The sequence below is a fragment of the Variovorax sp. 10L421 genome, assembly GCF_056395365.1.
On record NZ_JBFTJJ010000006.1, the window covers coordinates 47665 to 71186 of the forward strand.

19 protein-coding genes and 1 pseudogene are annotated in these 23522 nt (G+C 62.1%); 11 read left to right on the top strand and 9 right to left on the bottom strand.

The window, feature by feature from the left end; all coding sequences use genetic code 11:
• Positions 1-19 precede the first annotated feature (19 nt).
• The 4 genes from trbF to AC1DFC_RS11075 are packed head-to-tail and all read left to right on the top strand — an operon-like array spanning position 20 to position 3322.
• Positions 20-733, top strand: a complete 714-nt coding sequence (gene trbF / locus AC1DFC_RS11060) for a conjugal transfer protein TrbF (protein ID WP_478131887.1) — start codon at positions 20-22, stop codon at positions 731-733.
• Entirely contained in the window at positions 730-1761 is a 1032-nt protein-coding gene (trbG, locus tag AC1DFC_RS11065) for a P-type conjugative transfer protein TrbG (RefSeq protein ID WP_478131888.1), read from the top strand. The genes trbF and trbG overlap by 4 nt, the downstream gene beginning before the upstream one ends.
• Positions 1758-3071: a TraB/TrbI/VirB10 family type IV secretion system protein gene (locus tag AC1DFC_RS11070; RefSeq protein ID WP_478179233.1), complete on the top strand. Its 1314-nt coding sequence runs from the start codon at positions 1758-1760 to the stop codon at positions 3069-3071. Before trbG ends, AC1DFC_RS11070 begins: the two co-directional genes overlap by 4 nt.
• Complete coding sequence (locus AC1DFC_RS11075) at positions 3068-3322, top strand: DUF2274 domain-containing protein (protein WP_478179234.1); 255 nt, start codon at positions 3068-3070, stop codon at positions 3320-3322. Before AC1DFC_RS11070 ends, AC1DFC_RS11075 begins: the two co-directional genes overlap by 4 nt.
• Before the next feature lie 55 nt (positions 3323-3377).
• On the opposite strand, the gene AC1DFC_RS11080 is transcribed toward AC1DFC_RS11075, so the two are convergent.
• The 4 genes from AC1DFC_RS11080 to AC1DFC_RS11095 form a co-directional block, all read right to left on the bottom strand.
• Complete coding sequence (locus AC1DFC_RS11080) at positions 3378-4715, bottom strand: Swt1 family HEPN domain-containing protein (protein ID WP_478179235.1); 1338 nt, start codon at positions 4713-4715, stop codon at positions 3378-3380.
• Positions 4716-4810: 95 nt separating this feature from the next.
• Complete coding sequence (locus AC1DFC_RS11085; RefSeq protein ID WP_478179236.1) at positions 4811-6061, bottom strand: RNA-binding domain-containing protein; 1251 nt, start codon at positions 6059-6061, stop codon at positions 4811-4813.
• An 11-nt stretch (positions 6062-6072) separates the two neighbouring features.
• Positions 6073-8745: a TrlF family AAA-like ATPase gene (locus tag AC1DFC_RS11090; protein WP_478179237.1), complete on the bottom strand. Its 2673-nt coding sequence runs from the start codon at positions 8743-8745 to the stop codon at positions 6073-6075.
• Positions 8742-8939, bottom strand: coding sequence for a ribbon-helix-helix domain-containing protein (locus AC1DFC_RS11095; RefSeq protein ID WP_478179238.1), 198 nt, complete (start codon positions 8937-8939; stop codon positions 8742-8744). Before AC1DFC_RS11095 ends, AC1DFC_RS11090 begins: the two co-directional genes overlap by 4 nt.
• Before the next feature lie 524 nt (positions 8940-9463).
• On the opposite strand from AC1DFC_RS11095, the gene AC1DFC_RS11100 reads away from it, so the two are divergent.
• The 6 genes from AC1DFC_RS11100 (at position 9464) to tcmP (ending at position 16780) form a co-directional block, all read left to right on the top strand.
• Positions 9464-9847 (top strand): LexA family protein, encoded by a 384-nt coding sequence (locus tag AC1DFC_RS11100; RefSeq protein ID WP_478179239.1) that lies wholly within the window; start codon positions 9464-9466, stop codon positions 9845-9847.
• Between the two features lie 36 nt (positions 9848-9883).
• Positions 9884-10630 carry a DUF5131 family protein gene (locus AC1DFC_RS11105; RefSeq protein WP_478179240.1) on the top strand — a complete coding sequence of 249 codons (747 nt, stop codon included), beginning with the start codon at positions 9884-9886 and terminating at the stop codon, positions 10628-10630.
• Positions 10631-10638: 8 nt separating this feature from the next.
• Positions 10639-11913: a three-Cys-motif partner protein TcmP gene (locus AC1DFC_RS11110; protein WP_478179241.1), complete on the top strand. Its 1275-nt coding sequence runs from the start codon at positions 10639-10641 to the stop codon at positions 11911-11913.
• Positions 11914-11957: 44 nt separating this feature from the next.
• Positions 11958-14300 (top strand): HsdM family class I SAM-dependent methyltransferase, encoded by a 2343-nt coding sequence (locus AC1DFC_RS11115; protein WP_478179242.1) that lies wholly within the window; start codon positions 11958-11960, stop codon positions 14298-14300.
• Entirely contained in the window at positions 14297-15532 is a 1236-nt protein-coding gene (locus AC1DFC_RS11120) for a hypothetical protein (protein WP_478179243.1), read from the top strand. Before AC1DFC_RS11115 ends, AC1DFC_RS11120 begins: the two co-directional genes overlap by 4 nt.
• A gap of 63 nt (positions 15533-15595) precedes the next feature.
• On the top strand, positions 15596-16780 hold the full coding sequence (tcmP, locus tag AC1DFC_RS11125; protein ID WP_478179244.1) for a three-Cys-motif partner protein TcmP: 1185 nt from the start codon (positions 15596-15598) through the stop codon (positions 16778-16780).
• Between the two features lie 181 nt (positions 16781-16961).
• Here the strand turns inward: tcmP and AC1DFC_RS11130 are convergent, their stop codons facing one another.
• The 5 genes and pseudogenes from AC1DFC_RS11130 to AC1DFC_RS11150 all read right to left on the bottom strand — a co-directional run bounded on the left by AC1DFC_RS11130 (position 16962) and on the right by AC1DFC_RS11150 (position 22676).
• Entirely contained in the window at positions 16962-17483 is a 522-nt protein-coding gene (locus tag AC1DFC_RS11130) for an IS3 family transposase (protein ID WP_478179245.1), read from the bottom strand.
• Between the two features lie 425 nt (positions 17484-17908).
• Positions 17909-18181 (bottom strand): annotated as a pseudogene (locus AC1DFC_RS11135) (bacterioferritin-associated ferredoxin); the annotation flags it as partial.
• 71 nt (positions 18182-18252) lie between these two features.
• Positions 18253-19578 (bottom strand): NAD(P)/FAD-dependent oxidoreductase, encoded by a 1326-nt coding sequence (locus tag AC1DFC_RS11140; RefSeq protein WP_478179246.1) that lies wholly within the window; start codon positions 19576-19578, stop codon positions 18253-18255.
• 20 nt (positions 19579-19598) lie between these two features.
• On the bottom strand, positions 19599-21029 hold the full coding sequence (locus AC1DFC_RS11145; protein ID WP_478179291.1) for an aldehyde dehydrogenase family protein: 1431 nt from the start codon (positions 21027-21029) through the stop codon (positions 19599-19601).
• A gap of 246 nt (positions 21030-21275) precedes the next feature.
• Positions 21276-22676 (bottom strand): aminotransferase-like domain-containing protein, encoded by a 1401-nt coding sequence (locus AC1DFC_RS11150; protein WP_413312625.1) that lies wholly within the window; start codon positions 22674-22676, stop codon positions 21276-21278.
• Between the two features lie 351 nt (positions 22677-23027).
• On the opposite strand from AC1DFC_RS11150, the gene AC1DFC_RS11155 reads away from it, so the two are divergent.
• Entirely contained in the window at positions 23028-23510 is a 483-nt protein-coding gene (locus tag AC1DFC_RS11155; protein ID WP_007832834.1) for an MSMEG_0572/Sll0783 family nitrogen starvation response protein, read from the top strand.
• Positions 23511-23522: the final 12 nt, after the last annotated feature.

A 23522-nucleotide genomic window follows, 5' to 3' on the forward strand; every position in this document is an offset into this window, starting at 1 on the left:
CTTTTGAGGAGAACCATCCATGCGATTCAAGCGTCCCCAGGTGCGGTACTCGGACACGCCCGAGCCCGTCACTCCTTATCAGGCTGCGGCACAGGTCTGGGACCAGCGTATCGGCGGCGCGCGCGTGCAGGCGAAGAATTGGCGCCTGATGGCCTTCGGCTGTCTCTCGCTGGCCCTGCTGATGGCCGGTGGGCTGGTCTGGCGCTCGGCGCAGTCCATCGTGACGCCCTACGTCGTCGAGGTGGACAACGCCGGCCAGGTGCGTGCGGTCGGCGAGGCCGCCACGCCGTACAAGCCCAGCGACGCGCAGATCGCACACCATCTGGCCCGCTTCATCACCGACGTGCGCTCGCTGTCGATCGATCCGATCGTGGTACGGCAGAACTGGCTCGAGGCCTACGAATACACGACGGACCGCGGCGCTGCGACGCTGAACGACTACGCGCGTGCCAACGATCCGTTCTCGCGCATCGGAGAGAGCTCGGTGGTGGTGCAGATCAACAGCGTGGTGCGCGCGAGCGATTCGTCGTTCCAGGTGCGGTGGACCGAGCGGCGCTACGTCAACGGCGAAGCGGCCGGGCTGGAGCGCTGGACCGCGGTGCTGGCGATCGTGCTGCAGGCGCCGCGCACCGAGGAGCGGCTGCGCAGGAACCCGCTGGGCATCTACGTCAACGGTTTGTCCTGGAGCCGCGAGCTCGATGCGGCGGACACAGCGAAAGGAACCAAGCCATGAAGACGGATTTCCGTAAACACGCATTTGCACCGATCCTGATCGGGGCGGCCGTCCTTGTCGGTTGTGCCACGCAGGGCAAGCCGCCGCCGGCGATCCCGCTGGACGAGCCGGTGACCGCCGCCGCGCAGCCGTTGCCGGAACCGACCCCGCCCGTCGAAGTGGTCGAGGTGCCGAAGCCTCTTCCGCTGCCCGGGCAGATGAAGGCGCTGCCGAGCGCGCAGGAAGCGAAGCCGGCGCCGGAACCCACCGACGAGAAGATGCGGGTCTCGCGGGCCAACGAAGAGGCCCGCGTCGCGCCGACCCGCGAGGGCTACGTCAATGCGATCCAGGTCTGGCCGTATGCAGAGGGTGCGCTGTATCAGGTCTACACCAGTCCGGGCCGCGTGACTGTCATCGCGCTGCAGGAGGGCGAGGAACTGGTGGCGGTCTCGGCCGGCGACACGGTGCGCTGGATCGTGGGGGACACGGTCAGCGGCAGCGGTGCGAGCCAGCGTGTCCACGTGCTCGTGAAACCCACGCGCGTGGGCCTGAAGACGAACCTGGTCATCACCACGAATCGGCGCACCTACCTGCTCGAGCTGTCCTCGACGCCGCAGGCCTGGATGGCATCGGTGTCCTGGGATTATCCGAAGGACCGGATGCTGGCGTTGCAGAAGCAGGCGAAAGAGGCACAGGCCGCGGCCCCTGTGGATTCGGGTCTGTCGGTGGAACAGATCCGGTTCCGCTATGCGATCAGCGGCGATGCGCCGTCCTGGAAGCCGTTGCGCGCCTTCGACGACGGGCAGAAGGTCTACATCCAGTTCCCGGGCGGCATCGCGCAGGGCGAGCTGCCGCCGCTGTTCGTGATCGGGCCGCAGGGCGACGGGCAGCTCGTGAACTACCGCTTCCGCTCGCCGTACTACGTGGTGGATCGCCTCTTCGGTGCGGCGGAACTGCGGCTGGGCGGCTTCAAGGACGGCAAGGCCGAGGTGGTGCGTATCGAGCGAACGGATGGCGATGCCTCGGGGGCGCGGAGTGGTGGGTCATGAGTACGGAGGACACCGTACCGTCCCCATCGTCTCAGGTCGCGCCCAAGGTTGCGCCGGAGACGGTGGCCCTGCGCGCGCAGGCCCGGTCGGTCGTGCGACTCAACCGCCGCGTGCTGGCGATCGGCGCCGGCACCCTGGCCGCGGCCGTGCTCGGCGGCACAATGTGGTCGCTGCAGTCGCAGAAGCGCGAGCGCGACCCGGCCGCCGAGCTGTACAACGTCGACCGCGTGGCCCGGGCCGATGGCCTGGACCAGTTGCCGAAGGACTATGCGGGGATGCCGCCGGCGCCGAAGCCGGCGCCACCAGTACTGGGGCCGCCGTTGCCGGGGGACCTCGGGTCGGCCATGGCGAAGGCGCAGCAGCCGATGGAGACGAGGGCGGGGCAGGGTGTCGATCCGGCGCAGGCCGAACGGTTGGCGGCCGAGGAGGCGGCGCGGTCCTCGGTATTCTTCCGGCGCAGCGGCGAGGGTACTGCGGCGAAGCGGGGGACTGTTGCCGAGCACGCCATGTCCGCAACTGCCGCCAATGTGTCTGGGACGTCGGCGGGTCAGCAGCCGTTCAATCCCTTGGGCGCGATGAGCCCGGCCGTGGCTACTCCGGTCGACCCGGTGATGGCGCAGAACCGCCAGGACCGGAAGGAAGCTTTTCTGGCGAGTGCCGGTGACACGGCCACGCGCAATGCCGGCGGCCTGCAACTGCCGGCTTCGCCGTACCAGGTGATGGCGGGGACCATCATCCCGGCGGCGCTGGTGACGGGCATCAACTCCGACCTGCCGGGACAGGTGATCGCCACGGTGACAGAGGCGGTCTACGACACGGCCACGGGGCGCCACCTGCTGATCCCGCAGGGATCGCGGCTGATCGGGCGCTACGACAGCCAGGTGGCGTTCGGGCAGCGGCGCGTGCTGCTGGTGTGGACGCGGCTGATCCTGCCAGACACGTCGTCGGTGGCGCTGGACCGGTTGCCGGGGATCGATCCGGCCGGCCATGCTGGGCTGGAGGATGGTGTCGACTGGCATTGGAGTCGCATCCTGGCCGGCGCGGCGCTGTCGACGCTGCTCGGTATAGGGGCAGAGCTGGCGGCACCGCAGAACCAGACGGATCAGGACGGCAATCGCCTCGTGATCGCCGTGCGCGAGGGGGCGCAGGATACGGTGAACGAGGTAGGGCAGGAGATCACGAAGCGCAACGCGAGCATTCAGCCGACGCTGACGATCCGGCCGGGGTTTCCGATGCGGGTGATGGTGAACAGGGACCTCATTCTGCGGCCGTACCAGCCGCTGTTTATCAATCGCGGGAATCTGCAATGAACAAGACCAAGCTTCGGCTAGGCCCACTGCCGAAAGCGGAAGTAGTCAAGCTGACGATCTCAGTGTCTGCTGAACTGAAAACGACGCTGGACCGGTACGCGGAACTGCACAGTAGGGAATATGAACAGGCCGTCGATGCGGTTGCGCTGATCCCTCACATGCTGCATGCGTTCATGGCGCGCGACAGGGAGTTCAAAAAGGTAGTGGCCAAAGCGTCGTCGGATGTTCGGTGCAAGGTCGCTGGCCCGTAGTCGCCATCGAGAGCTGTGCATGAAAGCTGATGCGGCTACTGCAAGGTAGGGCGCGTCAATCGCCGATGGCGCTGAGAAACCGCATGCTTTCTGCGGCCAGATAGAGTTCATCCTCTTTGGTCACGAACCTAGCGTGCATGGTTGCAATGCGGATGGGGTATAGCCGTTGGAAGGACTCCCGCACGCTTTCTTGCCGCTTGAATCGGCCTTGGAAGACCTCCCTCCAGTGATCTTTGCGGCAGATGATCGCTTCATAGTCAGTGAAATCGGCGACCTCAATGAACGTGGTGAGGACGACGCCCGAGTTCTCCGCTTTGGATTTCTTGCTCTCCCAAGATTCCAGCATCTGTGGCGCGAGTCGCTTCTTCGGCCAGTCGGTGCCGTACTGTGCGGTCATGGCTGCGTCGATGAATTGCCTGAGTCTTCGCTCCAGCCTCTGCAGATAGTTGTGACACTTGTTGGTTCGTCGGAATGCCATTTCCTCGACTGCATCCGTTGCATGGAACGTCTCCGGCCACTCGCTCACTTCCTGCGAGTCGGGATCCAGCCCGACGAGCACCAGGCTCTCTCGGAAGGCTTCTTCAGGAAAGTCAGTCAGCGCGGAATTGAATCCGCGCTCCACGTAGAACGCGGTTCGCGCAACCGGGTCCTCCAATATCGCCTGTGGGAACGCGATGCGGTCACGCCAGTCACCGAGAGCGGCTCGAAGTGCGGTCGTCAGCGCGCTATCAAAGCCTTGGATGGATCGCAACGCCGAGCCCAAACCTTGCAGTTCCATGAGCGCCGTCACCGAGCGTGCCGCATCCATCTTCCGCATCCAAGGACGCGTCATGGACGCGACAATATCTTGTTGAGAGGCTATACCACCCAGTTGTTTCCGCGCATAGGCGGCCACTGTACCTCCGTCTAGCTGCATGTCGGCCAGGAACCGGCTTGCCTCCACGGCTGGAGGCAGGCGAGAACTTGTCTCGTACTGCTTCGCAATATCGCGATAGTGGTCCAGGTGCTTGGCGAATTCCTGAGCTGCCAGGAATTCGGTGCTGATCCTTGCAGTCAGACTCTCCTGCCGCATGGCAGCTTCGATCGTGGCCTGCATGCCGACATCCCTCTTGAGTAGCCGCTGAATGTCTCCGTATGGATTCAGGAGTTTCTCCATTTCCTCCGCGCGCTTGAGTTCCATGGCAGCGATTGATGCGCCAATCGAGTTCTCCTGCAGGAATCGCTGAGCCTGTGTGGCGGCACTGTTTCCAGCCAGCAAAGCCTTGGCCTGCTCTGCCGCGGTGGACAAATCCGTCGCGCCACGCAGCACCTCGCTCGCTTGGCGCGAAATATCAAACGTCCGCGCCTGCTGCAGGGCGTTGAGGTTGAATCCCGGCTTCTTGGGCTCAGTCATCTTGTACTCCTTGAGCATTGGCAGGCCGGCGGAAGCGCTCGATGTACAAGGTGGGAGGCCCGAGGCGAACGCCGTGACGTCATCGCGCCGCGGGCCTATGGCGCGGCAGGCTCGGACCGGGGCAGAACCACTCTCACATAGTCCTCGGTCGCTTCGAAGCCAGGTTCTTCGCCGCTGGCTTCCCGCACCAGCGGGATGATCTTGTTTCGCACTCCCATGCCGCGCGCGTCCACGTACCCGTAGTCGCGCAGCACACCAACGATGGTCGTGTTGCGGGGCGAGCGTTGTCCCGCGAGCATCTTCTCGACGGTCATCGAGTTTTGTAGTGCGCCCGGGCTGAGGACTTCCAGTCGATTCGCGTAGGCGACAATCTCGACTTCGAGCGCGCGGGTCCAGTCGCGGTGCGCAAGTGCGTTCACGATGGCCTCTCGCAAAGCCTCGGTCGGGTAGTACCAGATGCGTTCCCGCCGCAGGCCATCACCCAAATCCTCGCCCTCCGTGCTGACGAGGGGCTGGCCTTGGAATCTATCCATCAGGTCTTCGATCAGACCGCGCTCGATCCATTGCCGTGCGCCTCCATCCTGACGTACAAAACGGCCGACCAGAGGACCATCGAGGATCGTATCGTCCAATGCTTGGTAACTTTTGTCGACACCGTTGAACGCCATCCACCGGATGCCTGCCTGGCGCAGAAAGCGGCGTGGAGTGCGGCCGAACAGCACCAAGCCGGCGATGGTGCATACGGGTGTCACGCCTTGCACGTCGGTCATAAAGCCCAGGCCCAGCATGCGGTGTATCCACGCATCCTCCGTCGCCGGCACTTCGAGGTCGCCGGCGTAACTCAGCAAGTAGTCTTGGAGGCGCTCGCGGTCCAATGCATCAAATGCCGCACCGGAGACAGGCAGAGTTTCGCTATGCAACAGGCCTCCCGTTGCAAACAATTGCGCTTGCTGGTTACGGTCGGCAAATCGCGCGGTGCTTCCGACGCGGATATAGATGTCTTCGCGGTTGTTATGACGAAGGACGTACGGCTTGCTGGTCCCCATCGCGACCGATACCACGGCCACGCGCTGGCCATCATCGAGCGCAACGACTTCGTAAAACGGCAGCAGCATCGGATGCACATGGCTGAACACGGCATTCATGACCCAGGTTTCGAGATCCTCGCGCTGGATGCCGGAAATCGTGCCATCGTCCTCAACGCCCAGTAGGACCATGCCACCGCGGAGGTTAGCCATCGCGACGATTTCCCGGGCAAGCGTTTCGGGACGAATGTCATCGCGTTTGAACTCGACTCCCGAGTTTTCGCCGTTCGCAATGATCTCCAGCAACTCAGTTTTAAGCATCCAACTTCTTCCTAGAACCCGTATTTTTCCTTGCGCTGAGAGAACGCCTCCCGGCCGCCTTCCAGAATCTCGGCGACACGCTCACGGATCGCCGGCACGTCGATGGATCCCTGTGCCTCGGCCGGCATTTGTGCGCGGGAGCCGTCGGAGGAGAAGATGCCAATCCACTCGGCGTCGCCGAACACCGGGATGTTAGCGTTGTGGGTGGCGAACAGGAACTGCCGTTCAGTCTTCGCACCCCGCAACTGAGTCACGATCCGCTCGGCGATGAAGGCATTGTCCAAATTGTCCTCGGGCTGGTCCATGATGAGCGGATCGTCATTCTCTAGCAGCAGCAGATGCAGGATCGCGGTGCATTGCTGCCCCGTCGAAAGCTGGTCCAGCGGCTTGAACAAATCGCCCTCATGCGCGATGTTCAATTCGATCAGGATGCGGTCTTGCAGGTCAATTTCCTCGAGTTCGAGCACCGAGCCGCGATCAAGGCGGGCCAGGGCCTCAACCACCGAAGGTTGCATTCCCCAGTCCCAGGTCAGGGTCTTGATGGCGCTTTCGCCGTCACGAATGGCCTTGACCAGTGCGGGCATGGTCAGGTCATCGCCGGATTGATCGATCCAGGCAAGCTTCTTTTCTCCAAGACCTGGCACCTGCAGCAGGAACTCTTTCAGCGCCTTGCGCTGGGCCCCGACTTTCAGATTCAGCCTCAGCTTACCGTCGAGCTTGTGATTGAGTTTTTTTGCTGCCTTGCGCAACTCGTCGGTGCGCTGGTCCCGTAGTTGAGAGAACTCGTCCAGCAGGTTGCGCCGCTGGCTCTCAAGTTCATGCAGCAGTTTGTCGATGGTGCTCACCCGCGCCTCGCTGGGACGGATAGTCTCGATCTCGCGCAGCAGGTCCTGATAGGCGCGGCCCACGTCGCGGCCCGGCCTACCGGCGAAGGCGGGCAGGCTTGCGAACACCTTTTCAAGGGCCGCCAATTCGACATCGAGCTTGATCTTCAGCTCGGCTTGGTGCTCGTAAGTCGCCGTCGCCGTTGAACCATGCAGCTTGCGCAAGCCCGCGAGCTGGGTGCCGATCTCCTGGCCGAGCCCGTCCAGGGCGGCGCGCATGCTGACCAAGATGTGGGCATGTGGAAGCCCATCGAGCGCCTTGTCACTTAGAAACGCGGTATCAGGAAGGCTGTCATTGAGCGAGGCCAAACCCTCGGCCACCCGAGTGAGCTCTTCGCTGACGCGCTTGGCGAGTTGCTTCTCGCGCTCGAGTTGAGGCACCAAAGCCAGCTTGTCTTCAAGGCCCAGTGACTTGAACTGCTGCACCTGTTCGGTCAGCTTGGGCAGCCTTGCGACCTGAGCCTGCAGCTCGTCCTTCTGACGCGTGGCGGTCAGCAGTTTGTTGCGGTTGTCGGTCAGTCGCTTGGTAACGGCGCTAAGTTCGCTAGCATGCGTGCTGCCACCCGGCAGGAAGCGATTCAGGATGGCCGTCTGGCTGGCAGGGTCGCGGGCGAGTTCGAAGATTTCATTCTGGCCATAGATCTCAATACGCGGCAGGAGATCGCGCGGCTGTAAGGTTGAGACCTGTCCCATGTCGTCTTTGACGATCGGGGGTTCGCCATATCGGCGCGACACCGAGTAGCGCCGGCCGTTCTGCGCGCGCGAGATCACCGCGAGTTCGATGCGACCACCAGCGCCCAGGTTCGCTTTGACGATTTCCTCATGCTGCCGCCTAGCCGAGACCGCACGCGACGGCACGTCGAGCACGTAGCGCAGGCATTCAACCAGCGTCGACTTGCCGGTCCCGCGCCCGCCGATCACGGCATTCAGATGTGCCGACAGTTCGATGTCGATGCCGTCGAGGTAGCCGCCATGAAAGTGCAAATTCTCCACGCGTGAGTAGTGCGCCTCCGGCGGCAATCCGAGGCGAATGCGTGAATCCGGGTCCTTGAATGCGGTAAGGAAGCTCTCGAAGCTCGGCCGCGTCATCTTGATCCAGCAGCTCGCGCACGGATCGGCCAGGTCATCGGGCTTGGCTACGTCCTTGGCGTTCAGCAGCGCGATGTGGTGCGCACGGTGATAGTTCGGGTCCTTGTTGAGGACGATTTGCTTGTAGTTCTGCGGCAGGTCCTTGAGTGGTCCGGGAATCTGGCCAGCCTTGACCAGCGTCTCGTTCTTCCAGATGTGGGCAAGCCCACCGCCGTCCTGGTTCAGGCGCAGCAGGCCGCTGGCGCCGGTCATGTGCGCCGCGTACCAGAAACCGCCGAGATCGAAAATGATCTGCGCGAGGTCGAGACAGGTCTTGCTGGAAGGTTGCACCGCATCTTGCGAATCCGTGAGAGACAGCTTGCCCAGATAGCGATTCAAGTGATCCCTGGTCGTGCCTTCGGGAAACAGGCAGACCATGTGGATCTTCTCGCTGGAGGCAATCTCGAAACCCGGAAAAACGATGATGCCGTGCGGTTCAAGGAACTGGCGCAGACCATCCACTGCATCGACGCTGCCATGGTCCGCGACGCCAACCACCTTGATCCCAAGCGTCAGGCACTGGTCGAGCACCTGTTGGTTGTAGCTGGTTTCGTCCAGTCCATGCTCGGCGCCGCGGTATTTGGATTGGTAGCCGGATGGGTTGACCTGTAGGGCACACCGCCAGAAACGTGCGACGGTGTAGCTGGGCTCGAGGATGGGTTCGCTTCTCATGTGCGTCCCTTACGTTGGGTACTGTCTGCCACGGGAATTTCAGGGCCTTGCCGCAACAGCTTGTCGACCGCTTTGCGCACCAGCCATGCCACGCTCACGTCTTCCCGCGTGGCGATCGTCTGCAGGGCGTCAAGCTGCCGCTTGGGCAACGTCACGGTCACGCGCTTAATTTCAGTGTCGACAGAACGGGTCATAGGTCAATCAGCAGCGACTTGCATCAAGTTGCTTCATCTTACTGCGTTTGCTTTTCAGCGGGGGCGCTCTGCCGCGAGCGGCTCGGGCTCCCAGATGCCCACGCCATCTCTTTCGTCATCGGACAGCCGGCCGATGTAGATGGGAGCGAGATGGTTGTGCGACTCATTGAAGCGCTAGCTGGGCCTGCTTGAGCGGCGCCCACCCCGATATCGCGAAGTAACTTGTGGCTTTGTACGAAATCGAGGGACACGGGTACATGTGGCTTCCTATTACTCGTGGGTCGTGCTAATCTTGATTTCGTCACAAAATCATGCAAGCTCAGCATTCCAAGCTTCGCCATGGCGGCTCCCGGGAGGGAGCCGGGCGCAAGCCTGCCTTTGGCGAACCGACCAAAACAGTGCGGGTGCCTCTTAGCCAGCTTGCCGTGGTTGTTGGGTACTTGGAGAGCCTGAAACACCCCCCGGGCCATGAGCCCGAGTTGTATGCCGCGAACGCGAGGGCCGTCGCTTCCAGTCGAACTGCCATGAGCGTTCCTACGCTTGGCCGCCGAGTGCGAGCAGGCAAACCAACGTCAGGCGACGACTACCAAGAGGACACGGTTGATTTGGGCCGATATCTGGTTCGCGACCCAACTTCGACCTTTGTAGTGAAGGTTGAAGGCCAATCGATGCGCGATGCCGGCATCGCCGATGGCGATGAACTCATTGTGGACTGCTCGCTCACCGCTGAGCCTGGACGCATCGTCATTGCAGAGGTCGACGGCGAGTTGACCGTCAAGCGGCTGCAGCGCTCGGCCGGCGCTTGGCTGTTGCGCGCAGCGAACCCTGACTTTCCTGACCTTGTTGTCACTGGCAAGAACGAACTTCGCATTTGGGGCGTTGTGATCTGTTTGGTCCGCAAGCTCTGACAAGCATCAAGAACCTGAATTGAACTGGAGGCTCTCATGTCGCAAACAAGCCGCATCGAATGGACCGAAGCAACTTGGAATCCGACCGTCGGATGCACCAAGATCTCGCCTGGGTGCAAGAACTGCTACGCCGAGTCCATGGCTAAACGCCTCAAGGCCATGGGCACGCCTGGGTACGAAAACGGCTTCAAGCTGACTATCCTGCCCGACCGACTGGCTGAGCCGCTGGCGAGGAAGAAGCCGACGGTGTACTTTGTCAACTCAATGTCCGACCTGTTTCACAAGGGCGTCGACGACGACTACATCGCGCAGGTATTCGACGTGATCCGGCGTTGCCCACACCACACCTTCCAGGTCCTGACCAAGCGAGCGGACCGTATGGCTTCCTTCTTCCGCAATCGTGAGGTGCCAACGAACGCTTGGCTCGGAGTTTCAGTGGAAGATCGCAAGTACGGCGTGCCACGGATCGATGGGCTCCGACAGGTCGATGCCCGAATTCGTTTTCTGTCAGTCGAACCTCTGCTTGAGGAAGTGGGCGAGCTGAATCTTACTGATATCCATTGGGTCATCGTCGGAGGCGAATCAGGTCCAAAGGCACGGCCGATGAAATTGGAATGGGTCGAAAATATCCGTTCGCAATGCGAGGAACAGGGCGTGCAATTCTTCTTCAAACAGTGGGGCGGATGGGGCGCTGACGGGAAACGCCGCAGCAAGAAGGCCAACGGCCGGCTCTTGGCCGGTCGTACATGGGATGACATGCCAGAACTGTCCGCCATTGCCTGAAGGCACGCATGGCGCTGAAACAATATAACTGGAAGAACGGCCCCGACCTCATACAGCAGCACAGCGTCGCGAAGCACCGAATCCTGCAAGCGTACTTGGCCGCCTACTTCAAGACGCTCGTCAGTTCGCCCAATCAAGAAGTCATGCGCCTCACGCTCGTCGACGGCTTTGCCGGCGGCGGGCTCTACATTCACAGCGACACCAATGAACTCGTGAAAGGATCGCCTTTCATCTTCCTGGAAGCGACGCGCGAAGCCGAATACCTCATCAATAAGGATCGGCACAAGAAGGTAGACCTCCGGGTGGACTACTTCTTCGCCGAACCCGACAGGCACGCCCACCAGCATCTAGACAAGGTTCTGCGTGAGGCGGGCTACGGCGACCGAATCGGCAACAGCGTCTTTCTGCGCCATGCCAAGTTTCAAGACGAGGCGGACGCAATAATCGAGTTCATCAAGAAGAAGAGTCCACGCAACGGTCGCTCCATTTTCTCGCTCGACCAGTACGGCTACAAGGACGTACCAACCGACCTGATTCGCAAGATTTTCGCAAACTTACCAAGCGCGGAAGTTATCTTGACCTTCGGCGTCGACTCGTTCCTGAACTTTGCCGGCGACGCCAAGCTGACCCAGAAGTTGCTCGATGGCATCGGACTTCCAGGCGTCTTGCAGGGGCGGACGATCGATGAGATCAAGGCGTCAGAGCGCGACTGGCGACTGTTCATTCAGAGTGCTCTCTACCGCTCCTTGGTTGAGAACTGCGGCGCTAGGCACTACACACCGTTCTTCATTCGCAATCGCAGCGGGCACGGCGACTACTGGTTGATTCATCTCTCCCAACACCACCGCGCTCGGGACGTGATGACCGAAGTTCACTGGGCCAATAACAACTATTTCATCCACTACGGCGGCGCAGGCCTCGACATGTTCCACATGGTCGGTTACGACCCGGTACATGACGCCGAACATCGCGGCCAGTCAGCGCTTGGCTTTGAGTTCGACGATGTTGCAAGGAAATCCAGCATCTTTGCTCTGAACGAGCACATTCCGCGCCGCGTCTACGCCAATGACGAAGGCATCAGCTTTGGTGAACTGTTCGCCACCACCTGCAACAATTCGCCGGCGTCGGCAGAAATCTATCGCGAATCCATTGGAAAGCTGCTCGACGAAAAGGCCATCGAGGTGGTCGCCGCGGATGGCACCAAACGACGATCCGCGTCTCAGATCAAAGGAAGCGATCAGATCGTTCCTCCCTCACAACGAACGCTGTTCGTTGACCAGTAGCAAGAGCATGTGGCTACGCAGAACTATCAAAAGAGCTAATAGCAATGGCAACAAAAAATCTTCGATTGGTGAAGCTCATTCAAGCATTCTGCGAAGCACCAGGGGCCGAGCGAAACCTTTACGACAGCCTTAAGAAACTGCTGACAGACAGTGCATCCCCCGCTCGCTGTGATTCTGCGAGCGTTGTCATTGATTCGCCAATTCCGGGAACGCGTTGCGCGCCGGACCTTACGCTCTATTTGTTGGGCGAGAATGGTCGTCCCGTGGTTACGGCATCGCACGTCTTCGCCTCCATCGAAGTCAAACGCGGAAACCACCTAGCAGACGCGGAAGATGTAGTGTTGGCGGACAAGTGGAAGTACATCACATCTACCACTCGCCATTTCTTCCTCATAGATCAGAAACGCGTCATCCGCTACCAGGTTGCGCCGGGTGGCAACGTGATGAATCGGCAAACGTGGACTTGGCCGAAGCTTGCCCACGACGACTCCTTCATCAAGGCGTTCTCGCCGATCAGCGCCGATTTCGCGAAAGTGGCCAACGCCATTGAGGCGTTCAAAGGTGGCCATACCGGGTTTGCCTACGTTGATGTGAATGAGACCACCCGCCGCGAATTCATCGACGCGGTACGAGTCGCCGCCAGCACCATTCGCGAGGCCGTGCAAGTCGTCGTTCGCGATGTGTTGATCGGACAGGTGACGATCGCACGCTCTGCCCTGGACGGCTTAAAGGATCGATGGGGTGATTGGGCGCTGACGTGGACCGACGCCACCTTGCCGCAGATCACCTACGCTGGCAGCAGCACCCTGACCGGTACCGACCTCCTTGCCTACGAAAACGAGGTGGACCGCGTTGTCCTCGCGATCGAGCCTTACGTTTCAGCTCTGAAGCTTGAGACAGTTGTTCTGCCGCGCACGGCGTTCCGGATGGGGTTCGACGAATCTGTTTCGTTGCTCGACGACATCAAGGACAAGAAGGGAAAGCTGACGCCTGCCGGTAAAGCGATCGACTCGCTGGGCTACGAGACTGCGTCGATGATTCTGTCGCGTATGTTGATGGTGCGCTTCGCCGAAGACCACGGGCTGCTTAAGCACTACATCTGCAACGGAGGGATCGAGCAGTTCTCGAAATTCGCTGAACACTTCAACATTGGCGCCCAAGGCCTACTGCGGGAGGTTTATCGGAAGGCACGAGACTTGTACTCCAGCGTCTTCTCGGCCGAGGCGCTCGATTGGGCGGTGCAGGGCGATGATCCGACGCTCAGCAACGCGCTCCTGCACGCGATGTGGCTGTTGTCACGTTGGAACTTCAAGACAGTCAAGGGTGACATCCTTGCTGGGGTCTATGACAAGTATCTCGATGTCGCAAAGCGCCGGGCACTTGGCGAGGTGTATACCCGTCCCGAGATCTGTCGCTACATGCTCAGCCGCTGCGATGCGAAGCCGGGCGACACCGTTCTCGATCCGGCATGCGGATCGGGCACCTTCCTGGTCGAACATCTCCACTCGCAACTTGAGCGGCTTCGTTCTTCCAATGCTCTCAATGTCGAGGCGGTGCAGAGTGTTTTGCAGCGAATCTACGGACTGGACATCAACCCGTTCTCGGTTGTACTGTCGCAGATTCAAATGCTTTGGCAGTTGCTGGATGTATTCGCCTACTTGACGCCGGACGAGCAGCGGACGACGGCCAAGGCATTGATCCCGCACATCATGATCGAGGGTGGACACACGTCACTGGATACTTTCGACCAACCGATGGAGTTGCAGACCACCATCGACCTCGACCTCGGCCAAGGAGACAATGGCGGAGCAAGGTTTTCTGGTGCGTTCGGAGCACAGATTCGGCGCAGGCTTAAGGCCATCGCCACGGCACAGTACGACGTGGTCGTTGCGAATCCACCCTACGTGCGTGCCCATCGGCTTGCTCTAGATGACCGGACGCGGCGGGCGTATCAGCGGATTATGGATGGACAGGTGGACCTCTACTGCATGTTCCTCTATCGAACGCTCAGATCGTGGCTCAAACCAGGCGGGCGGACAGCCTTCATCATTCCAATTGCCGTGCTCGAAGCCGGTTACGCAGAGGGATTGCGCAAGGTACTCGCAGAGTACCGCCTGATCGAGATCGTCGACCTTGAACCGTTGCGCAAACTGACTTTTAGAGGCGTCAAGAAGCAGACGATCATCCTTGTCCTTGAGAACACGCCAGCGTCAGACGACGACCTTGTGACAGTGAGGATCGCTGGTATCGAGTGCTACGACGGCCCCAGCGACCAGATCGACCTGAATCGGGCTACATCGTCGCAGATCGCGCGGCGACATCTACTTGTGGGGAACTACTTCGGCGCCGCGGTCGACGAAGAAGAACTGGCGGGAGTTGCAGCATGACGTGGCTCACTAGCAAAGTTCAAGCGGGTGATGTTCCGATTCTTCTAAAGCTCGGTGCAGGTGCCAAGGTGAACGATTACTTGCAAGTGGTGTATCGCAAAGCACGAGGCGTTGGACGCGGGCAGGTTATGGCAGAGATTCCGAAGGGCGCGGGGCAGTTCGATTGGGAGGCTCGCAAGCTGATCGGCATGGGCTTAAAGCTCGGTGGCAAGAAGATGTTTACACCGACCGGGCGCGCAGTTTTCAAGGGGTTGAACGTGTTCCCGGGGAGACTTCGTGGGAACCCGATGGGCTTATGGGACGGCACGGTCCCGCCGCTCGAAATACGGACGTACAAGTACGACGAGCTCTTCGTCAACGGACGGCTGTTTGTCGCACGAGAGCTGTCGCAGCTTCCGACAATCGCGCCGGTGCCCGACAACGTGGTCTTCAACAACACTGTCAATCTGATCCAGCTCCGAGAGCGCTTTCCCCTGAATGGATGGGTGCTCTCCCGCCCCGTGATGTTTGCGGCGGCGACATGCTTGCGCTCGACCATCATCGAAGATCTTGGCTGCCACTGGTACCCGAAGAATTTGGGGCTACTGCCTATGCCGGCAGAGATCACTGGGAACGTTGCAGAAGAGGTGCGTCGTGCCACAGAAGCGCTGATCGAAAAAGACGACAACTTGGCGGACCGGTGGCGGCATGTCGAATTGCTGTTGACTGGAGCATCAAATCAGTCGATCAACCAGCTCATCGCATCGGGATCACCTTTGGTCGAAGGTCTTGTCCTCCCGGTCCACGAAATCGATGACATGCTTCCCGACGAAATTGACATCACCGAAGATGGCTTGCGCGGCGATCAAGGTGCTTTTGAGATGATCGTTCCCAATGCCGATCTACGCGCGGTGCTCTGGTACATGATCGACCGCAAGCGTCTGGCCGATGGCTCAGATGTTCCGGTGGCGTTCGTCGGCAATTGCCAAATCCCCAGCAGTATCGCCCCGGTAGCAACGGCGATTCGCGAGGCATATCAATCAAGTGCAGCCAGCGAGTTCGACGACGCGCGCGCGCGGATCGATCAAGTGGCATCTCGTGCACTGGGGATTAGTGACGAAGAGCTCGCTTACATTTGCGAGCGATTCGAGTCCGATCCATTTCTTTCACAGATTCGACCAATGTGGGCTCACCGTGGATTGCACGTTCAGGGCTACCAGGATCACTCCGGCGGAGACCGCTTCGCCAATTGAATCGCCTGGGCGCGGGGCATGAACGCGTCGGATCTGAAACTCCTTCGTTGGAGGACGTGAAGCATGACCTCGATAATTCCGGATGTCTACGACGGGCGCGAGCAGGCAATGGTGAAGCACGCGCTGCTCGAAAGCTATCTTGAGAAGCTTGTGCTGATCATCGGCATGGCAGCAAGAAACAAGGGGCGCACCGAAATATGCTACGTCGACTGTTTTGCCGGACCGTGGGGAACATCTGATCACACGCTTGATGGAACGTCGATCTCTCTGTCTCTGAAAACGCTGGCCTCATGCAAGCAGAAGCTTGCAAGCCTGAACGTAGATGTGCGGATGCGCGCCCTCTACGTCGAAAGAGACGCATCAGCGTTTCAGAGGCTGTCAGCTTTCCTTCAAACCGGTGCGCCAGCGGCCGTCGAGCATGACTGCAGGCATGGCGACTTCGTGGCCCTTCGCGCCGAAATACTCGATTGGTGCGGCCCAGACGCTTTTGCTTTTTTCTTTGTCGATCCGAAGGGCTGGAAGGACATAATTGTCGAAACGATGCAGCCTCTGTTACAGCGGCCACGCTCGGAATTCCTAGTCAATTTCGCCTACAACTTCATCAATCGCACGGCGTCGATGAAGGACTGGCAGGACGCGATGGTCCGCCTGCTGGGCAGGGCTGTCGATCTCACTGGCTTGGGCCCTTCTGAGCGCGAAGAAGCACTTGTCAATGCATACCGTGATGGCCTGAAGGCGTGCGCCCAGATCGGCAGCCCTGGGTATCCCGCGAGGACTGCATACGTGAGCGTTCTCGATCCGGTCCATCGAAGGACGAAGTATCACTTGATCTACCTAACGAGCCATCCGACAGGCATCGTCGAGTTCATGGACATCTCGCAGAAGGTTGACCTCGTGCAGGCCCGCGTTCGAGCTGCGAAGCAGTTTGACGTTCGCGAGAAGAAGTCGGGGATGCCCGACATGTTCGCTGTAGACGCCCTGACTGAGCCCGCGTACAGCAGGAACGGCGCAGAGGATGTCGACTCGTTCTGGTGCGACTATCTGGCGGGTGGAGAGCGTCGTATCGGCATCGCCGATTTCGCCGATATCCTTGAGGCAACAAATTGGCTCCCGGGCGAACTGCAAGCATCGCTCGTTCGACTTTTCAAGGCCGGTACGCTGCTAAATCTTGATGCCGATGTGTCCAGGCGCCGCACGAGACTGCTCCATTTTGACAAGGCGGAACGGTTGCGTCTGATCGGCTCTTGAGCGACTGCCAGGGCAGTAAAGCCTGTCGCTCTCGGTACCGAAATAGCGCGCGTCCCTGGGGCAACGCCCGCTGAATCGGCGAAGCCAAGCCCTCTAGCCACGGGGTTGTAGACCCTTGATGATGGAGTGGTTTCACGAGGGTAGCCTACGACTTCGTGGCTGCACGCATCGAGGATGGCTGCTAGATGGCAAACCCGGTCTCGATGCGGATGTGCGTGAAGTCTGCCACCCACACGAGATTCGGGAAGCCGGGGATCACGTTGCGATATAGGTTCGGGAAGATCGGCGAGTCGTGGTCACCGTAGGTGGTGCGAACAAACCGCCGGCGCGGCTTGATCCCCAGGCCATGCATCTTCATAAGGCGCGCGATGCGCTTGTGGTTGATGAGGTGACCGCGGCGGCGCAGCTCATGGGTCACACGCCGATAGCCGTGGCCGGGAAGCTCATCCTGGATGCTCTCGATGAGATGCATCACCTGCAAATCGCTCAGGAGGTCGCCGGCTTCGCTGGCGCGGTAGTAGAACGTGCTGCGCGGAAGCCCGATCCAATCTCGGGTCAGAGATCGGCGGAGTTCAACATAGTCGGACGGAACTACAAACGCGTTCTCATCGGCGTGTGGGGTTGGGATGTTGGTGCAAAGCGCGAGTGGGGGTACAAAAGGGGGTACAAGAGCTTTTTCGAATTGACTAAATCCAATATCCATGCGGGTTTCAGGCCATCTTTAGATCGGTTTCACAAAAACGTCCAAGGGCGTCCGGAATCATCCTCCGGACGCCCTTTTTCATTGGGGAACTGGGCGAGTCGCGTTCGGAGGCAGACACTGAAATCCGGTGACTGCCAGCGCCGAGTGGGGGTACCGGAGGGGGTACAAACCTCCTGAACCCCCTGGGACGGCAGTTTTGTACCCCCACCCCCTGGATGTACCCCATGCCGTTGACCGATGCCGCATGCCGTAACGCCCTCTGTCGACGAGCGAGGCCCCAGGAGAGTCCACCCGTAGTTGCGGACCGGGTGGTTCGGTGTCGATCACACCGAACGCGACTGAGGCTCAGGATCAGAACGCGTGACGAATACCGGCAGCCCCAGTTGGCCGGCGAGCGGCTCGACCAGGTCTGCGTCTGGCCGGAATCAACGTGCGGCAGGCTCTTCGAGCGTGATCGGCTTGATGGGAGAGCAGATCCGGTAGTGACCGACCTCGGCCGGAGAGACGCCGCGCTCATGTGCGATGACCTCGGTGGCGGTGAGGCCGCAAAGGCGGCCCTGGCAGGGGCCCATGCCGCAGCGCGTGAAGGCTTTGCCCTGGCTCGGCCCCAGGCAGCCCAGGGCAACCGATCGGCGCAGTTCGCCGGCCGTGACTTCCTGGCAGCGGCAGGCAATCACGTCGTCGGCCGGCACGCGATGCTGGAGCCTTTGATCTCCGTTGTCGCGATGCCGTAGATGCAGGGCAGGGTTCGGCGCGTCGCAGGCGCGGCCTAGAAATCAGCGACCTTGCCCCATGCTGAGTCGCTGAACCGCTCGGGCCGGTACGGTATGGGATCGACGATCGGTTTGGCACCGGTGGCAAGGTCCGCGACAAGGTGGCCGGCGCCGGGGCCGATGCCAAAGCCGTGTCCGGAAAAGCCCGCGGCCAGGATGAAGCCCGGCATGCCCGGCACTTCGCCGATGCCGGGCACACCGTCCGGCGTGCTGTCGACGAAGCCGGCCCAGGCGTGCGTGATCCTTGCTTCGCGCAGTTCGGGCAGGAGCTCGACGGCGCGTCGGTGGGTCTCCCTGATCGTGGACAAACATGGCTTCGGATCGAGGATGCGCACCCGCTCCATCGGCGTCGGCGCATCGAGCCGCCACCGCCCCAGCGTTTCGTGGCCACCGCGAATGCCTTCCAGGCCCCCCGGAAGAAGGTTGCGCCAGCGCTTGGCGAACATGGGCACGAATTGCGGGGCGAAGCGCATGAACTGGGGTGTCACGTCCACGCGTGCGCGGCCGCTGATGGCCAGTGCGTAGCGTCCGTCGTTGCGGCGCGTCACGGAGACGCCTGAGGTGAAAAGGGCATCCGGAAGGCGGTGCTCCACGGGGGACACGCTGAGGATGGATTGCCGGATCGAGGCCTGCGGAAAACGGATGCCGAGCTGGCGGCAGAACGAGGAGGCCCACGCGCCCCCGGCCAGCACGGCCGTCCTGGTCCTGATGACCCCGGCTTCGGTGATGACGCCGCTGACCCGCCCGCCTTCCGTCTCGATGCCGCGGGCCGCGCAGTTCTGGTTGACGCTGCCGCCAAGCTTGATGAGCGCAGCGGCCACGGCGGGCGCAGCCTTGCCAGGATCAGCGGTGCCGTCGCTGGGCGAGAAGACGCCGCCTTTCCAGGCGCGGCCGGTCGCTCGGCCGCGCTCGGCGGCCTCGCGGCTGCCGAGCACGTGGGTCGCCACGTCGGCGGTCTTCGCAAAATCGCGCCAGTTGGACCAACGGGACAGCTCGGCCTCGTCGTTGCTGAGATACAGGAGCCCGCAGCGATGGAAGCCCGTGTCTTCCCCGCTTTCGGCGGCAAACCGTTCCCAGAGATCAAGGCTCTTGCTCGCCATCGGCAGTTCGCGAGCGTCCCGGTTCTGCTGCCGGCACCAGCCCCAGTTGCGGCTCGATTGCTCGGCGCCGATCCTTCCCTTTTCGACCAGGGCGACCGATACACCGCGCTTGGCCAGGTAGTAGGCGGTGAAGACGCCGATGATGCCGCCGCCGATCACGACGACGTCAGCGGAGGCCGGCGGCTTGGAGGAAGTGTTGAGATGGTGCAGCGGAGGGTACATGATGAATCTCGCTCGTCGATTCAAGCCTGGACGCTTTCGCTGCTTTCCTCGAAGCCAAGAATGGCTTTGGTTTCCAGATACTCCTCAAGACCTTCGATGCCGTATTCGCGGCCGTTCCCCGAGCGCTTGTATCCGCCGAAGGGTGCATGGGGGCTCCAGGCCGGATAGTTGATGTGCACCTGCCCGGAGCGGATGCGCGCCGCGACGGCGCGTGCCGCTGCAAGGTCCTGCCCCTGGACGTGAGCGCCCAGGCCGTAGACGGTGCCGTTGGCAATCTCCACGGCCTCGTCGACGCTGTCGTACGGAATGATCGCGAGTACCGGCCCGAAGATCTCCTCTTGCGCGATCTGCATCCGCGGATGCACCGCGGAGAAGATGGTCGGGCGGCAGTAGAAACCGCGGCTCAAGGCCTCGGGCCGGCCGAGGCCGCCGCAAAGGAGCCGCGCGCCTTCGGCGATTCCGATGCCGATCATTTCCTGCACCCGATTGAACTGGGCGCGATTCGCCACAGGGCCGTGCGTGGTCTGCTCGGCGCGCGGATCGCCCACGACGAAGCTGGACGCCGCTTCGTGCGCGATGCGTTCGACCTCCTGGAGGTGCTCACGCGGCACGATCATGCGCGTCGGCGCGCTGCACGACTGGCCGACGTTGCGCAAGGCGGCCGCCACACCTGCTGGCACGGCTCGCGCCAGGTCCGCGTCCGGCAGGATCACGTTGGGCGATTTCCCGCCGAGTTCCTGAGCCACGCGCTTCACCGTCGGGGCGGCCGCCTGGGCCACCAGGACGCCGGCCCTGGTCGAGCCGGTGATCGAGATCATGTCCACGTCCGGATGCGCCGACAGCGCGGCGCCGACCTCCGGCCCAGTGCCGCTCACCAGGTTGAAAACGCCCGGCGGGATGCCGGCGTCTTGCATCACCTGCGCAAAGAGCAGGGCGCTCAGCGGCGACAGTTCGCTGGGCTTCAGGACCAGCGTGCATCCCGCCGCCAAGGCCGGCCCGACCTTGGCGGTGATCTGGTAGAGCGGCCAGTTCCAGGGAGTGATCAGGCCGCACACGCCGATGGCCTCGCGCACGATGGCCACGTCCCCCCGATGGGTGAGAAACGGATAGCTGGCCAGATTGTCCCGGGCCACGCGGATGTGCTGCGCCGCAACCGGCACCTGTGTGCTGCGCGCAAAGCCGATGGCAGCGCCCATCTCCTGCGAGATCACCTGGGCGAACGACTCTGCTCGTTCGAGGATCAGGGCGTGGACACGGTCGAGAAGCAAGACCCTGCTCCGGACGGAGCTCACGGACCAGGCGGCGAAGGCGCGCCGCGCCGCAGCCACCGCCGCATCGACGTCCTGCGCAGTTCCCAGCGCGATCTCCGCAACGGGTTCCTCGGTCGACGGGTCGATGACAGAGGCGCGAGCCTGCCCCTGGGGCAGCACCCACTCGCCGTCGACGAACATGCGGTCCAGACGGCCAGTGCTCCGGAGGCGTTCGACGATGGAGGAGTTCACGGAGTTGGTCCTTTGGAAAAGGGGCTGAGGTCGGACTTGTGGATGTCCAAAAGTCTAGGCCGCGTGCCCCTCGCGCCGGTGCTGCAATGGGGGTCTTGCACAAAGCAGACTGCGGTTGTGCGAGTCGCTACAGCAGATCGTGCCATCACGCCATCCGTTCTGCCGACGCCTCGATCTCGCTCCCCATGTGATCGGCTAACCGCGCTTCTGCAATGTCGAGTGCGGATGCAGCGGATGCGCCAGCGTGTCGGCGATGAGCCTCAGCGCCTGATCGCACTGCTCCCGCGACATCGGCCCGCCCAGGCAAATGCGCACCGCATCTGGCGGATCGCCATCCGTCGAAAATGCTGCGCTCGCCACCACGCCCACGTTCTGGGTGCGCAGGTAGGACGCGAACTCCACCGGGCTCCAGCCCGGTGTGAGCGGCAGCCATGCATGAAAGCCCTCAGGGTGTGCCTGCAACCCGCTGTCGCCTAGATGGCGCGTCGCGAGCAGTTGCCGCGCCCCCGATTCGGCGCGCACCGCCTGCAGCATCGCCTCGGTCGTTCCGTCTTCCACCCACAGCGTGGTCAGCGCATTGGTGATCGGCGAGGCCATCACGGTGGTGGCGCGCATCGCGCCCGCGAGGCGCTGCGACTGCACCACCGTCGGTGAACACACATACGCGCTGCGCAGTCCCGCGCCGAAGCATTTGGAGAACCCGCTCACGTAGTAAGTGAGCGCGGGGGCAAGCGTGGCGATGGTGCCCGGCGTCTGGCGCGGCAGCATGCCGTAGGCGTCGTCCTCGATGATCGGAATGGCATAGCGCAGCGCCACGTCGGCCAACGCTTCCCGCCGTGCGCGCGACACGGTGCCGGCGGTCGGATTCAGCAGCGTCGGGTTGCAATACAGCGCCTTGGGCTTGAGCGTCTTGCAGGCATGCTCGAAGGCATCGGCGATGGGGCCGTCGTCGTCCAGCTGCAGCGCATGCAGCTGCACGCCCAGTTGCGCCGCGATGGCCTTCACGCCCGGGTAGGTGAGCGACTCCACGCAGATCAGCTCGCCCGGCCGCGCGAGCTGCGAGAACAGCGCCGTGAGCACGCCGTGGATGCCGGGGCACACCAGGATGCGGTCCACGCTCGCATGCGGCACGAAGGGTCGCAGCCATTGCAAGGCCACTTCGCGGTCGTGCGCGGTGCCGCCGAAGTCCTGGTAGCGCAGCAGGTCGTGGAAGTCGATCTCGGCGAAGGCACGGCTCGCGCTCTCGTGCAGCCGCGCCATCAGGTGCGCGTCGTCGGGCTCTGGCGGCATGTTCATCGTCATCTCGGCGCCGCTGCCGCCACGCAGCCGCAGGCTGGGGCTGCCGGAGCGGATGAAGGTGCCGGTGCCGGCGCGCGAGTCGATCAGGCCGCGCTTGCGCGCCTCGGCATAGCCGCGCGCCACCGTCGTGTAGTTGAGATCCAGGTCGGCCGCGAGCTCGCGCAACGTAGGCAGGCGGTCGCGCACGCCAAGGCGGCCTGTCTTGATGTCGTCGGCGATCAGATCGGCCAGCAGCAGGTAGGCCGGCCGGTCGCTGTTGCGCAGCTGCTTGCGCCAGTGGGTGGTGATCGTGGGCATGGGGCGGATCGTCGAAGTTGATTGCATCCATTGATTGCATCGGGCCACCGATCAAGCACGCAGGAATCGCGCCTGCCGCGGAGGCGCCGAATGCTTCGATCGGGTGCGATCAACCTCATTGATCGGGTGCATTGATCGCATGGCGGATGCGTCGTCGCGGTGCGGAAACCGGCCGGCAGCCTCTGTGCGTGCCCGCCTTTGCGGCCTTCCGAATTTTTTTATCCGCACGCAAGGCGCACCGCTGCGCATTGATCGCGAGTTGATCGCACGCACCCGGCCGCACGCTGGCACATCGCCTGCAAAGAGAAAGGCACGCAAGACCTGCGTTCAACCCCTCAACCGGAGTACCCCATGCCCAAAGTCACCCGCCCCCGCAACGAGAAAGGCGAGTACCTCGTCGACTACGAAGAGAAGGTGTTCGAAGACGTCAAGGCCGACCCCGGCGAGAAGGCGCTCGTCACCTTCCACACGGTCGCCTTCGAAGGTTCCATCGGCTTCGTGAACCTGCTGCAGGCCACGCGCCTGCGCCGCAAGGGCTACGAAACCTCGGTGCTGCTGTACGGCCCCGGCGTGACGCTGGGCGTGCAGCGCGGCTTTCCCACGCTGGGCGACGAGGCCTTCCCGGGCCACCAGAACTTCAACAAGCAGATCAGCAAGTTCATGGAAGAAGGCGGCAAGGTCTACGCCTGCCGCTTCGCGCTGCAGGCGCTGTACGGCCACGGCGAAGGGGCGCTGATCGAAGGCATCACGCCGATCAACCCGCTGGACGTGCTGGACCTGGTGCTGCTGCACAAGAAGGCCGGCGCGGTCATCCTCGACACCTGGACGCTGTAGGGCAGGGCACCG

Excerpts from the sequence above, each read along its gene's own strand:
- AC1DFC_RS11155 (WP_007832834.1), top strand. The coding sequence starts at position 23,028 with ATGCCCAAAGTCACCCGCCCCCGCAACGAGAAAGGCGAGTACCTCGTC.
- AC1DFC_RS11140 (WP_478179246.1), bottom strand. The coding sequence starts at position 19,578 with ATGTACCCTCCGCTGCACCATCTCAACACTTCCTCCAAGCCGCCGGCC.
- trbF (WP_478131887.1), top strand. The coding sequence starts at position 20 with ATGCGATTCAAGCGTCCCCAGGTGCGGTACTCGGACACGCCCGAGCCC.
- AC1DFC_RS11075 (WP_478179234.1), top strand. The coding sequence starts at position 3,068 with ATGAACAAGACCAAGCTTCGGCTAGGCCCACTGCCGAAAGCGGAAGTA.
- AC1DFC_RS11080 (WP_478179235.1), bottom strand. The coding sequence starts at position 4,715 with ATGACTGAGCCCAAGAAGCCGGGATTCAACCTCAACGCCCTGCAGCAG.
- AC1DFC_RS11145 (WP_478179291.1), bottom strand. The coding sequence starts at position 21,029 with ATGTTCGTCGACGGCGAGTGGGTGCTGCCCCAGGGGCAGGCTCGCGCC.
- AC1DFC_RS11100 (WP_478179239.1), top strand. The coding sequence starts at position 9,464 with ATGAGCGTTCCTACGCTTGGCCGCCGAGTGCGAGCAGGCAAACCAACG.
- AC1DFC_RS11105 (WP_478179240.1), top strand. The coding sequence starts at position 9,884 with ATGTCGCAAACAAGCCGCATCGAATGGACCGAAGCAACTTGGAATCCG.
- AC1DFC_RS11130 (WP_478179245.1), bottom strand. The coding sequence starts at position 17,483 with ATGGATATTGGATTTAGTCAATTCGAAAAAGCTCTTGTACCCCCTTTT.
- trbG (WP_478131888.1), top strand. The coding sequence starts at position 730 with ATGAAGACGGATTTCCGTAAACACGCATTTGCACCGATCCTGATCGGG.
- tcmP (WP_478179244.1), top strand. The coding sequence starts at position 15,596 with ATGACCTCGATAATTCCGGATGTCTACGACGGGCGCGAGCAGGCAATG.
- AC1DFC_RS11110 (WP_478179241.1), top strand. The coding sequence starts at position 10,639 with ATGGCGCTGAAACAATATAACTGGAAGAACGGCCCCGACCTCATACAG.
- AC1DFC_RS11085 (WP_478179236.1), bottom strand. The coding sequence starts at position 6,061 with ATGCTTAAAACTGAGTTGCTGGAGATCATTGCGAACGGCGAAAACTCG.
- AC1DFC_RS11150 (WP_413312625.1), bottom strand. The coding sequence starts at position 22,676 with ATGCCCACGATCACCACCCACTGGCGCAAGCAGCTGCGCAACAGCGAC.
- AC1DFC_RS11095 (WP_478179238.1), bottom strand. The coding sequence starts at position 8,939 with ATGACCCGTTCTGTCGACACTGAAATTAAGCGCGTGACCGTGACGTTG.
- AC1DFC_RS11070 (WP_478179233.1), top strand. The coding sequence starts at position 1,758 with ATGAGTACGGAGGACACCGTACCGTCCCCATCGTCTCAGGTCGCGCCC.
- AC1DFC_RS11090 (WP_478179237.1), bottom strand. The coding sequence starts at position 8,745 with ATGAGAAGCGAACCCATCCTCGAGCCCAGCTACACCGTCGCACGTTTC.
- AC1DFC_RS11115 (WP_478179242.1), top strand. The coding sequence starts at position 11,958 with ATGGCAACAAAAAATCTTCGATTGGTGAAGCTCATTCAAGCATTCTGC.
- AC1DFC_RS11120 (WP_478179243.1), top strand. The coding sequence starts at position 14,297 with ATGACGTGGCTCACTAGCAAAGTTCAAGCGGGTGATGTTCCGATTCTT.